This is a genomic window from Streptomyces nodosus (assembly GCF_008704995.1).
Classification (GTDB): Bacteria; Actinomycetota; Actinomycetes; order Streptomycetales; family Streptomycetaceae; genus Streptomyces; species Streptomyces nodosus.
The window spans coordinates 463,861-475,569 of the sequence record NZ_CP023747.1; the positions used below are offsets into that span (position 1 = coordinate 463,861).

The window sequence follows — 11,709 nt, forward strand, 5'->3', positions numbered from 1 at the left end:
ATGGTGAGACGGTCGATCACCCGGCCTTCTCGGCGGTCCCGCTCCCGCCGCCCAGCCGGTTGATGTCCGGGCTGTACAGGATCCGCTGCTCGACCGCTCCGGGACGGGTGACGGCGAGCATGGCGCGGCCGATGTGTTCGGTCGTTGTGGTGTGGCGGGGAGCGAGGCGGTGCAGCAGCGGGTAGAGCCAGGAGGTGAGGGCGTAGAGCACCCGGTACGACGGCGTCCTGGAGACTGCTCCGTGGTGGGGGCGGATATAGGCGGGGCGGAACATGTACGCGTCCATCGGCATGGCCAGCAGGGCGTTCTCGGTGCGGCCCTTGACGCGGCCCCACATGGTCCGGCCCTGTTCGCTGCTGTCGGTGCCCTCTCCCGAGACGTAGGTGAAGGTCAGTCCGGGGTTGGACACGGACACGGCACGTGCGGCGGCGAGGGCGTAGTCGTAGGTGATGCGGGTGTACTCGGCCTCGCTACGGCCGGCGGAGGAGATGCCGAGGCAGTAGAAGCAGGCGTCGTGACCGGCCAGTTGTTCGGAGATGGCGGACAGGTCGGTGAAGTCCTGATGGATGACTTCCTGCAGCTTGGGATGGCTGACGCCCAGCGGGTTGCGGACCACCACCAGGACACGCGTGACGGCGGGGTCGAGGAGACAGGCGCGCAGTACGCCCTGTCCGACCATGCCGGACGCACCGAAGAGGACGACTTTCACGGGCAGACTCCAGGTAGTAGAGGGTGCAGGTTCAGGTCCGTGGCGCCGCATTCACTCTAACCATGAAAGTTAGACGGATCCAAAAATGCACTCGTCCAGGAAGTGGGACGTACGATGGGCTCGTGGGAGGAACCATGAACCTGCGCGAGCGCAAAAAACTGGCGACCTGGCGCGCCATCCGGTCCGCCGCCCTACGGCTCTTCGACGAGCAGGGCTACGAGGCCACGACGGTCGAGCAGATCGCGGCAGCGGCGAATGTCTCGCGCGCCACCTTCTTCAACTACTTCGCCGGCAAGGATGCCGCGGTCCTGGATCAGGATCCCGAGGAGCGGCTCAACTGGCAGGCCCTGATGGACGACCGTCCTGCGGACGAACCACTCTGGGACTCGCTCACCGCGATCCTGACGGGGTTCTGCGAGAGCCTGCGCGACCGCATGCCGCTGCAGCGTCGTCTCAAGGCGCAGTCGCCCGCCTTCGCACAGTCGGCCCAGAGGTTCGGCGAGCAGTTCTTCAATGATCTGAGGCACTGGGTGGAGTCCCGCGTCACCGGCTCCGACGACCTGACTCCCATCCTGCAGCTGAACCTCGCGCTGGCCGCCACGATCACCGCCTATCAGACCTGGCCTGCGGAAGAGTCCTTCGACGGGTACCTGCGACGCCTGCACCTCTGTTTCCGCCAGGCGGGCCCCGTCACGCCCCTCACCTAACACATCCACCGCACCGCTGCGTCCGCCGTGACCCGGCTTCCGCTCGGCCTCGGCCCCCGGGCACCCGAATGGGGGACCATCGGCGGCCCGTCGCACCCGGCACCGGCCGACGGCGCGAAACCATCCGAGGGTGACCCCACCGGAAGCGGGAGCCCCATGCGGACCTCGATCGTCGTGTTCACCTGCGATCTGCGACTGTCGGACCACCCGCCGCTGCGCGCGGCCCTGCGGGGAGGACGCCGGGTGGTACCGCTGTTCGTACGTGACCGGTCCGTGGACGCAGCGGGTTTCGCCGCGCCGAACCGGCTCGCCTTCCTCGCCGACTGCCTGGGGGACCTGGACGCGCGGCTACGGCAACGGGGCGGCCGACTGGTGCTACGCGAGGGCGAAACGGTCATGGAGGTGTGCCGGGTGGCCACCGAGGCGGACGCCGAGGAGGTGCACATGGCGGGCGATGTGAGTGCCTTCGCGATCGCGCGCGAACGGCGGCTGCGCCGGGCGCTGGAGGCCGAGGGGCGGCGTCTGTATGTGCACGACACGGTGAGCACCGCCGTGGCGCCGGGCGCGGTGACGCCGGCCTCCTCCGACCACTTCGCGGTGTTCACCCCGTACTACCGGCGCTGGTCCGCCCAGGGCCTGCGGGACGTGCTGGACGCACCGCGCGCGATCACCGTGCCGGAGGAGGTGGGCTCCGCTTCGCTGCCGGAGCGCGGCGAGGTGAGCGGCGTGTCGCCGGGGCTGTGCGCGGGCGGCGAGACGGAGGGGCGGCGCAGGCTCGCCGCGTGGCTGCGCTCCGGCGTGGACGCCTATGCGGAACGGCACGACGACCTGGCGGGCGACGCCACCTCCCGGCTCTCCCCCCACCTTCACTTCGGCACACTGTCGCCGGTCGAGGTGGTGTACCGGGCCGGCAGGGCCGGCGGCGCGGGGGCGGAGGCGTTCGTACGGCAGATCGCCTGGCGCGACTTCAACCGTCAGGTGCTCGCCGCACGCCCCGACGCCGCCGTACGCGACTACCGCACCCGCCACGACCGGTGGCGCCGGGGGAAGCGGGCGGAGGCGGATGCCGAGGCGTGGCGGGATGGCCGCACCGGCTATCCGGTGGTGGACGCGGCGATGCGGCAGCTGCGCCAGGAGGGCTGGATGCACAACCGGGGCCGGCTGCTGGCGGCGAGCTTCCTCACCAAGACGCTGTACATCGACTGGCGGGTGGGCGCCCGGCACTTCCTGGACCTGCTGGTCGACGGCGACGTGGCGAACAATCAGCTGAACTGGCAGTGGATGGCCGGTACGGGCACCGACACCCGGCCCAACCGGGTGCTCAACCCCGTCGCCCAGGGCAAGCGATACGACCCGGACGGATCCTATGTGCGGCGCTGGGTGGAGGAACTGGCGGACGTGAAGGGGGCCGTCGTGCACGAGCCGTGGAGACTTCCGGCGCAGGAGCGCTCGAGGACCGGTTACCCCGAGCCGGTGGTGTCCCTGGCGGAGGGCTTGGCCCGCTTCAAGCAGGCCCGGGATCGCGCTTGAGGTCCGGCGGGGAGGGCATTCGCCGGGGACGACCAGGACGGCTGCCAGGACGGCGGTCAGGGCGACGCGCGAGCAGCTCGTACCGGGGTACTCGCAGGTCGCGGCCGGGCCGCATCCACGTGCGGTGCGACGGCCGAATGTCCCCCGGGAGAGGAGAGGCCATGGAGACGACGGCCGACCGGCCGCTGTGCCTGGTGACCGGGGCCAGCGGCTATATCGGCGGGCGGCTGGTGCCCGAACTGCTCGCCGCCGGATTCCGGGTTCGCTGCCTGGCCCGCTCTCCCGGGAAACTGCGCGACCACCCCTGGGCCGACCAGGTGGAGGTGGTCCGTGGGGACGTCACCGACCCCGCCTCGGTCGGGGCCGCGATGCGGGAGGTCGCCGTGGCCTACTACCTGGTGCACGCGATCGGCACCGGACGCGGCTTCGAGGACACGGACCGCGAGAGCGCCCGTGTCTTCGGCGCGCAGGCCGCCGACACCGGCGTGCGCCGCATCGTCTACCTCGGCGGGCTGGCCCCGGCCGGGGTACCCGAGCGGGAACTGTCGCCTCATCTGCGCTCCCGGTCCGAGGTCGGGCGCATCCTGTTGGAGAGCGGGGTGCCCACGACGGTGCTGCGCGCCGCAGTGATCATCGGCTCAGGCTCGGCGTCCTTCGAGATGCTGCGCTACCTGACCGAGCGGCTGCCGGTGATGGTCACACCGACCTGGGTGCGCACCCGCATCCAGCCGGTGGCGGTCCGGGACGTGCTGCGCCTGCTGGTGGGCAGCGCCCAGATGCCTTCGGATGTGAACCGCACCTTCGATGTCGGCGGGCCCGACGTGCTGACGTACCAGGACATGATGGTCCGCTACGCGGCGGTCGCCGGGCTGCCCCGCCGGGTCATCCTGCCGGTGCCGGTGCTGACCCCCCGCCTGTCCAGCTACTGGGTCGGTCTGGTCACCCCGGTCCCCGCGTCCATCGCCCGGCCGCTGACGGAGTCGCTGCGGCACGAGGTGGTGTGCCGGGAGAACGACATCACCCGGTACGTTCCCGACCCGCCCGGCCACCCCATCGGTTTCGACGAGGCGGTACGGCTTGCGCTCAAGCGCGTACAGGATGCGGAAGTCGCCACCCGCTGGTCCTCCGCCTCGGTACCCGGCGCCCCCAGCGACCCGCTACCCACCGACCCCGACTGGGCGGGCGGAAGCCTCTACACCGACCTACGGGAACGCACGGTCGACGCCCCACCCGAGGCCCTGTGGCGGGTGATCGAGGGCATCGGCGGGGAGAACGGCTGGTACTCCTTCCCTCTGGCCTGGTCCGTGCGGGGCATCGCCGACCGGCTCGTGGGAGGCGTGGGAATGCGCCGCGGACGCCGGGACGCGCACCGGCTGCGCGTGGGCGACTCGGTGGACTTCTGGCGGGTGGAGGAGATCGAGCCGGGCCGGCTGCTGCGGCTGCGCGCGGAAATGCGGCTGCCCGGACTGGCCTGGCTGGAGATGCGCGCCGGCGTCGACGACAGGGGGCGGACCCGCTACCGCCAGCGCGCCCTGTTCCACCCGCACGGACTGCTCGGCCAGGCCTACTGGTGGAGCGTCTCCCCCTTCCACGCCGTCGTCTTCGGCGGCATGGCCCGCAACATCGCCCGCACGGCCGAGCAGGCGGGCGGTCACGGCCCGGGGCACGGGGCGCCCTCCGCCGACCGCACGGCCTCGCCGACGGTCCGACCGACCAGGTGAGCCCCGGCCTCCCCCGTCCCCGGTCCTGCCACCGCGGAGGCGGCAGCATGCTGCATGCACAGGACTCCTCCACCGTATGCATGGATACGGCGACGGCGACGTCCGCCTCCCCCCGACACCGGTCAGGGTGCAGTGGGCCGTCCGAAGGTCCGGAGTTCGCCCATCGGACCCTCCATTCCTTAATCATCTGCTTGCATTTCGTAGCGGTCGGTTCAGGGGATGCAGCGGCGGAGGAAGTACCAGGGCCCGCTTCGTGCGCGTGCCCGGCGCCGGAGCCGATCAGTTGCGGGGGCTGGGCCGACCGTGTGCGCGTTGCCCGCTAGCATCCCTGGCCATGGGGTGGCGGGGGTGGCGGCTGGGTGTCGTGCGCCGAATATGCGGATTGGCCCACCTGCAACGCCGACGCGACCCGGCGGCTGATGCGTGGCATCGACGTCACGCGGGACTGGCTCTACGCCGGCAGACGGGCGACCGAGGTCGACAGGGCGGTCAAGCGCGACCCGCGCGTCCGTGAGGCCTGGGATGTCTGGTCCCGCTGTGTGGCAGCACAGGGATTCGCCCGCTACCCCGGCCCCGCCGCGGCCTACACGGACGACGCCTGGCAGCGGGACAGCGACGGCAACACCCGTCATTCGCAGCGGGAGCGGGCCACCGCCGTCGCAGACGTCACCTGCAAGCGCCGTCACCGTACGGTTGAGCTCTGGCACGCCGTACGGGCGCGGCGCTGCGGACGTACCGGGCCAACATCGCCGAGGTGCTGCGGAAGCTCGGCTAGGGTGCGCGGTTTGAAGTGGTTGCCGTGCCCGCTGATTGACGGGCTGCTCGGCCCGCAGTGGAATGTTCCGCGAACCGGCCATCGACGCGGAGAGATCGCGTAGGCGGTGGCCAGTTCGCGGAGGTGACCCGTGCGGCGCGCTGAGGCAGAGGTGCCTTCGGGCGCCGGCGGACGCTAGTTCACGGTGAGGACGGCCGTGTTGTTCGTCAGGTCCGGGTCGTGGCGGAACTCGCCGAACGGGGGATGGATGCTGACCTCACCTGTCGCTGAGGGCACCACCGTGTCGATCCGGAGCTTGAAGGCGAAGGAGTGCTCCGTGTTCTCCAGCACCCAGTACGGCAGCCGGCAATCGTAGCGCGGGGCGCCCGTACGGCCCTGGTAGTAGGCGTCGCCGGACAGGGCTCGCGGGAGGCAGCCCTCCGGCACGCCCGTGACCGTGGTGCCGGGCGGAACGATCAGCCGGACCACGGCGACCGGGTCCCCGGAGACGGGATTGCCCAGCCAGCCGGGCCCGTTGTTCCTGAAGGTGAGCGACGCGGTGACCGTCTCGCCCGCGGCGCCCGTGACCGCCGCGCCGGTCACCGAGAAGTCGGCGGTGTTGTCGGCGCCGATCTGCAGGGCCACGTAGTCGTCGTAACCCCCCAGGTCGGTCGCGCCGACCGGCTGCGCCAAGATGTCCACCCGCTCCTGTAGCGCGTGCCGGTTGAGCGCGATTCGCAGCGGCTCGGGCAGTTCGAAGGAGGCTCCCGGGGCCAGATCCTGGTCGAAGGTGCAGTTCGCGTACGACATCGGGGCGTACGCGTCCCCGCTCGACGTCGTGTAGACGCAGGCGTCGTACCGGTTGACGTACCGCACCCCGTACGAGGCCGTCACCCTGATGGTGAAGCCGTGCGCGGTCTCGTTGCCGTGGTTGGTGAGCGTGAACGGGAGCGTCTGCCTGCTGCCGGGCCGGGCGTGCTCGATGTCGTCGCCGGCCGTGAGCGCGAGGTCGGGTCCCGACGCGACCGTGACCGTGGTGCCGAAGCTGTCCCGGGGGGCGGTGAGCGTACCGTCCGAGCCGCCGGTGGCCGTCGCCTCGAAGGTTATGCGGCCCCGCGCCCCGACGGCCGCTCCGTCGGCCGCGCGGACCTTGAGACGCACCTCGCCGCCGGTGTTTCCGGTCACCGGCACCTCGGGCACGTCGCAGACCGCGGTCGCGCCGCTCGGCGTGCAGTTGTCCGGCCAGGTGATCTCGGCGACCCCGGCGATGCCGGAGGCGTCCACGGTGAGCCGGCCGTCGGTCACCCTGATGTGGTCGTTGTCGTGGTTGAGCCTGACATCGAGCGTGCGGATCAGCGGTGCCCCGCCGTCGATGCCGAGCGGCAGGGTCGGCTCGTACGGGGCGGTGATCCAGAGTTGGTCGGTCTCCGGCTCGGTCTCGGCGAACGCGGGAGCGGTGGTGAGCCCCAGGGTGACGAGTCCGGCGGCGAGCGTCGTACAGGCTCCGAGCCGCAGTGCGCGGCGGACGGAGTCAGCTCTCATGTCATCTCCAGGTGAGAGACGGTCAGGTCACGCGGTCGGCGTGGTCGCCGGTCAGCGGCCCACGCCGGGCCACACCCCCTTGACGATCAAGGGGCGTTGGGGGTTGTACGGCGTTGCTGACTGGCCTGCTCTCATCTGCCTTCGACGGCTTCGGAGGACGGACTGAGCCTCTCGGTAGGGTCCCGGTTCATGCGATCACCCTGACGGAGGTTGAGCACGCCGAGAGCCGCATCGGGCGACCGCTGCCCGGTTTGCTCCGGCGCCTCTACACCGAGGTCGGCAACGGGGGCTTCGGACCCGAGAGCGGTCTTGCCTCCTTGACCGACGGCAATCGCACACCGTTCCACCCGGTCGACTGGCCCTCCGCAGTTCGCACCCACGAACGCCAACGCCTGCAAGGGCTGCCGGCGTCGTGGCTCCATCTGACCTCAGGCGGCTGCTCGATGGAGTGGTACGTCTCGCTGCTCGCCGTCGGCAACCCGGTGCTGCTCCACGACGCCGGGGGCTGGGATCCCACATGGGGTCGGCGTCCCCACGACGGCCTGCGCCATGCGTCCCACTCACTGCGGCGATGGCTGTGGACCTGGGCCAACCGTGGGAACGTCTGGGACGACGTGCTCAGCCGTTGACACCCCCGGCCGCAGTCGAGGCGCGCTGCCCGCCCGTCTCCTCACTGCGAAGGCGCCCGGTACCCGTCATCCGGGAGCGCGTCCGAACGCCGGGCGTCAGGCGTTGCCCTGCGGGGAGAGAACCATGGGTCTGGCACGGCTGCCAAGGGCGCGCATGGCGAGGGCGCCCGCCAGGGGACCGGGTGCCAGAAGGAGGAAGGCGTAACGCCAGCCGGTGGCCTCGGCGACCAAGGGGGTGAGTTGGATACTGACGGCGGTGAGGGCGAACCCGATCGCGGTCTGGGCGGTGAGGGCCGTTCCGACATAACGCTGATCGGCGACTTCGCTGAGGGAGGTCGAGAACACCCCGGAGTCCGCGATCACGGCGGCGCCCCACAGTGTGCAGAAGGCCAGCAGGATCGCCGGCGAGGCGTGGAAGAGGAAGGGAGAGAGCAGGCAGCACAGGCCGCTGAGAACAAGTGCCGTCAGGGCGGCGGAAGGACGGCCGAAGCGGTCGGCGCCCCAGCCGCCGAGCAGACAGCCGATCACTCCGCCGAGACCCATCGTGAGGAACACCGCCGTCTCCACCGAAACGGGGAGTCCTTCGGCAGCGTCGGTCGCCAGGAGGAAGGACGGGATCCAGGTCCACAGGGCGTAGAGCTCCCACATGTGCCCGAAGTAGCCGAGGCTGGCCAGGCGCGGCCCACGCTCGGTGAACATGGTGAGCGCGTAACGGGCGTTGCGAACGGGGGCGGACGGCGCCGCATGGGGGCCGAGCCGGACGAACGCCAAGGCGGTGACGGAACCCAGAAGTCCGGCTCCTGCGGCGGCGAGCAGAACGCCGCGCCACGGCAGTACGCCCATCCCGGCGATGAGGTGGGGAAAGGTGGAGCCAAGGGTGAGGGCGGCGATGAGGACGCCCATGGTCATGCCCCGCCCGGCGCTGCCGGCCCAGGAGGCCATGAGTTTCATACCGATCGGGTAGACCCCGGCCAGGAACATGCCGGTCAGGAAACGCAGCGGGACGGCGGCGGCGAGCTGATCGACGAAAAGAGCCAGCACCACGGTGCATGCTGCGGCCGCCGCGGCACTGGCGGCGAGCAGACGCTGGGGCGGGATCCGGTCGGCCAGGTTCAGGGCTGTCGATGCCAGGGCCCCGGCGACGAACCCGAACTGAACGGAGGCTGTCAGCCACACCGCGCCGCCGGCCGTGAGCCCCCAGTCGATCCGCAGGCTCGGCACCACCGCCGATATGGAAAACCACACAGCGAGGCCGAGCACTTGCACGGCAGCGATCGCACCACGCTGCACACCAACGTTCACCCTTGCTCCTTGAACCCCGAGTTCTCGTTCTGCCGGTCGTGCACCTTGTGGTCACAGGACGAAAGCGGCAACCGTCCATCAGCCGCCTCCGTCCCGGCAGCGCTCCGACCAGGGTGCGCAGAGACCACCGGAACCGTACCCGGCCGTCATGGACCGGGGCTGCCGGCCGGGGCGGCGTGGGTCTGTCGGAGTGATTCCCGGGGGCCGCCCGATCCCGGGCGGGTGCCAGGTGGAACACAGCAGGAAGCAGCCGCCACCCACCCGGCGACCGGGCCCACCGGCACGGCACAGCAAGGAGCGAAGGTTCATGGCAGTTTGCGAGGTCTGCAGCAACGACTACGAGATGGCGTTCGAAGTGAGGACGGCCGACGGCACCCATACCTTCGACAGCCTCGAGTGTGCGGCCCAGCGGATCGCTCCCACCTGCGACAACTGCGGATGCCGCATCCTCGGCCACGGCCTTCAAGCGACGGACGGCCAGTTCTTCTGCTGCGCCCACTGCGCACGTCGGCACGGACACGCCCAACTGGTCGATCACGCCTGAAAGTCGAGGGCCCCACTGCCCCGTCGGGTCCGACAGCTTCATCTCACCGTCATATGCAGACCACCGGCGACCCGGAAATTACTGCATATGATGCGCAGGTGCGCTCCTACTGCATCAGAACAGCCACGGCCGCAGACCTCGACGGGGCGCGGGCCGTGATGCTCGACACGGTTTATCGCGACTTCGGCACCGGATATGTGCCGCGATGGCACGCCGACATCATCGACCCGGAGTCCTTCTATCTCACCTCGTCCCGGCACACCCTGCTGGTCGCGGTGGACGAGCGGGACGGGACGGTGGTCGGCACGGCCGCGCTCGATGCGCGCGGGCCCGAGCATCCACCGAACCCGCGGTGGCTGGCCGAGCGGTATCCGTCGGGCGAGACCGCTCAGCTGCGGCGGGTGTACATACGCCCGGAGCACCGCCGACGCGGGCTGGCCCGGCGACTAGTGGACGGGCTGATGGACTTCGCCCGGGCGGACGGCGGCTACCGGTCCGTGTATCTGCACACCTATCCGCACTCACCCGGCGCCATGGGCCTGTGGCAGACGCTGGGCAAGGTCGTGTGCGACGAGCGGGAGGAGGTGCCCGGCGGCGGCAGCGGCGTCGTGCACTTCGAGATCCCTTTCACTAAGTGAATATGATATTCATATCGGATGGACTGGCGGTCGGTCGACAGCCGGGCTCCCAGGAAAGACAAGAACCAGGAACATGAGATCTCCCCGTCCACGGCTGATAGCCGGGCTGTTGCTCGCCCCCTTGCTCTCCGGCTGCTTCTCCTCCGCCGGCAACGACTCGTCCTCGGACTCCCGTGACTCCGGCAAGGAACGACGTCTGCGCGTCGCCCTCGCGTTCCCGCCGGCGGAGAACTACTCCCCGTACGGCCAGGACGCCTTCGACCTCTCGCGGCTCGGCGTCACCGAGGGGCTGACCAGGCTGGACGCCAACGGCAGCGCCGTACCCGGGCTCGCCGAGTCCTGGAGCAGCGACAAGAGCGGCAAGAACTGGGTGTTCACGCTGCGGGACGCGAAGTTCCAGGACGGCACCGATGTCACCGCCGAAGCCGTCGCCTCCGCCCTCACCCACACCGCCGGGGCCGACCCGGCGCCGTCCGCCGTCTCCGGAGTGAAGCTGACCGCCGAGGCCGTCGGCGACAACCGGGTCGAGGTCAGCACCGCCGAGGCCGATCCGGTGCTGCCGCTGCGGCTGAGCAACCCCAGTCTCGCGGTGTTCTCCTCGAAGGCGTACGGCAAGGACGGCAAGGTGAACCCGGTCGGCACCGCCACCGGCCCCTTCGAGCTCACCAGGATCACCGGTGCCACGGCGGCCTCCCTGGACCGCTTCGACGACTACTGGGGCGGCCGTGCCCAGGCGTCCGGTGTCGACGCGAAGTTCGTCTCCGACGGCACCGCCCGCGCCAACGCGCTGCGCACCGGTGATGTGGACATCGCCGAGGCGATCCCCGTCGCACAGGTGACCGCTCTGGACAAGAACACCGTCCACGAGGTCGACACCGCACGGAACACCAGCCTGTACCTCAACACCAGGACAGGCGTCTTCAAGGACGCGGGGCTGCGGGCCGCCGCGCGCAAGGCCGTCGACGCCTCCGCGGTCGCCGAGGGTGTGTACGAGGGATACGCCGAGCCCGCCCAGGGTCTCTACGGCCCCGCCCTGAGCTGGGCGGCCGGGAAGCGGACCGAGCCGACCGGCCGGGCGAAGGCCGCCGACCCCCAGGGCAGGAGCATCACCCTCGCCACCTACAACGACCGGCCCGAGCTGCCCGAGGCCGCCCAGGTCCTCCAGCAGCAGCTGAAGAAGGCCGGGTTCACGGTGAAGCTGGAGGTGCGGGCCTACGCGCGTCTCGAAAGCGACCTGCTGGCCGGGAAGTTCGACGCCTCCGTCGCCTCCCGCAACATGATGCTCGACACCGGTGACCCGGTCACCGTCCTGGCCGGTGACTACACCTGCGAAGGCTCGTACAACCTGTCGCGCCTGTGCGACAAGAGCGTGGACCGGCTGGTCGCCGCCGCCCAGACCGAGTCCGACCCCGTCAAGCGGCAGGACGCGGCGATGAAGGCGGAAGCCGCGATCCTCGGCACGGACGCGGTGATCCCGCTGGTGCATCTGAAGGTCGTCACCGGCGTCGGCGCATCCGTCAAGGGCACCCTGCTCGACCCCTACGAACGTGATCTCGTCGGCATCGGGACCCGGCTCTGAGGTCCGCGACCACTCCCGTCAGGAACCGAGTCACCGCCGCCCTGCGCACGCTCG

General features: G+C 70.6%; 10 protein-coding genes. 7 read left to right on the forward strand and 3 right to left on the reverse strand.

All coding sequences use genetic code 11. The features are described 5' to 3' along the window. Positions 1-16: 16 nt before the first annotated feature. Entirely contained in the window at positions 17-709 is a 693-nt protein-coding gene (locus CP978_RS02435; RefSeq protein ID WP_043437146.1) for an NAD(P)H-binding protein, read from the reverse strand. A gap of 134 nt (positions 710-843) precedes the next feature. Between CP978_RS02435 and CP978_RS02440 the strand changes: the two genes are divergently transcribed. From CP978_RS02440 to CP978_RS02450, 3 genes are all read left to right on the forward strand, one after another. Further along, complete coding sequence (locus CP978_RS02440; RefSeq protein ID WP_052453953.1) at positions 844-1,416, forward strand: TetR/AcrR family transcriptional regulator; 573 nt, start codon at positions 844-846, stop codon at positions 1,414-1,416. A 156-nt stretch (positions 1,417-1,572) separates the two neighbouring features. Beyond that, a complete protein-coding gene (locus CP978_RS02445; RefSeq protein ID WP_043437148.1) occupies positions 1,573-2,946 on the forward strand; it encodes a cryptochrome/photolyase family protein in 1,374 nt (457 codons plus the stop codon). Positions 2,947-3,107: 161 nt separating this feature from the next. Then, entirely contained in the window at positions 3,108-4,667 is a 1,560-nt protein-coding gene (locus tag CP978_RS02450) for an SDR family oxidoreductase (RefSeq protein WP_052453954.1), read from the forward strand. Between the two features lie 949 nt (positions 4,668-5,616). Here CP978_RS02450 and CP978_RS02460 read toward each other — a convergent pair. Further along, a complete protein-coding gene (locus CP978_RS02460; RefSeq protein WP_043437152.1) occupies positions 5,617-6,963 on the reverse strand; it encodes a COG1361 family protein in 1,347 nt (448 codons plus the stop codon). A gap of 251 nt (positions 6,964-7,214) precedes the next feature. Here CP978_RS02460 and CP978_RS02465 point away from each other — a divergent pair, with 251 nt between their 5' ends. After that, positions 7,215-7,592, forward strand: a complete 378-nt coding sequence (locus tag CP978_RS02465) for a hypothetical protein (protein ID WP_052453955.1) — start codon at positions 7,215-7,217, stop codon at positions 7,590-7,592. A 96-nt stretch (positions 7,593-7,688) separates the two neighbouring features. Here CP978_RS02465 and CP978_RS02470 read toward each other — a convergent pair whose 3' ends face one another. After that, a complete protein-coding gene (locus tag CP978_RS02470; protein ID WP_043437153.1) occupies positions 7,689-8,894 on the reverse strand; it encodes an MFS transporter in 1,206 nt (401 codons plus the stop codon). A gap of 307 nt (positions 8,895-9,201) precedes the next feature. Here CP978_RS02470 and CP978_RS02475 point away from each other — a divergent pair, with 307 nt between their 5' ends. The 3 genes from CP978_RS02475 (at position 9,202) to CP978_RS02485 (ending at position 11,655) form a co-directional block, all read left to right on the forward strand. Further along, on the forward strand, positions 9,202-9,438 hold the full coding sequence (locus CP978_RS02475) for a hypothetical protein (protein ID WP_043437155.1): 237 nt from the start codon (positions 9,202-9,204) through the stop codon (positions 9,436-9,438). Positions 9,439-9,536: 98 nt separating this feature from the next. Further along, the gene (locus CP978_RS02480; RefSeq protein WP_043437158.1) at positions 9,537-10,076 is read left to right on the forward strand and encodes a GNAT family N-acetyltransferase; all 540 of its coding nucleotides are present in this window, start codon (positions 9,537-9,539) and stop codon (positions 10,074-10,076) included. A 73-nt stretch (positions 10,077-10,149) separates the two neighbouring features. Next, on the forward strand, positions 10,150-11,655 hold the full coding sequence (locus CP978_RS02485) for an ABC transporter substrate-binding protein (protein WP_043437159.1): 1,506 nt from the start codon (positions 10,150-10,152) through the stop codon (positions 11,653-11,655). The last annotated feature ends 54 nt before the right edge of the window (positions 11,656-11,709 follow it).

What these genes read in the sequence shown, in the direction of transcription:
- CP978_RS02485 (WP_043437159.1), top strand. Translation starts at nt 10,150, where the DNA reads ATGAGATCTCCCCGTCCACGGCTGATAGCCGGGCTGTTGCTCGCCCCC.
- CP978_RS02445 (WP_043437148.1), top strand. Translation starts at nt 1,573, where the DNA reads ATGCGGACCTCGATCGTCGTGTTCACCTGCGATCTGCGACTGTCGGAC.
- CP978_RS02440 (WP_052453953.1), top strand. Translation starts at nt 844, where the DNA reads ATGAACCTGCGCGAGCGCAAAAAACTGGCGACCTGGCGCGCCATCCGG.
- CP978_RS02450 (WP_052453954.1), top strand. Translation starts at nt 3,108, where the DNA reads ATGGAGACGACGGCCGACCGGCCGCTGTGCCTGGTGACCGGGGCCAGC.
- CP978_RS02475 (WP_043437155.1), top strand. Translation starts at nt 9,202, where the DNA reads ATGGCAGTTTGCGAGGTCTGCAGCAACGACTACGAGATGGCGTTCGAA.
- CP978_RS02460 (WP_043437152.1), bottom strand. Translation starts at nt 6,963, where the DNA reads ATGAGAGCTGACTCCGTCCGCCGCGCACTGCGGCTCGGAGCCTGTACG.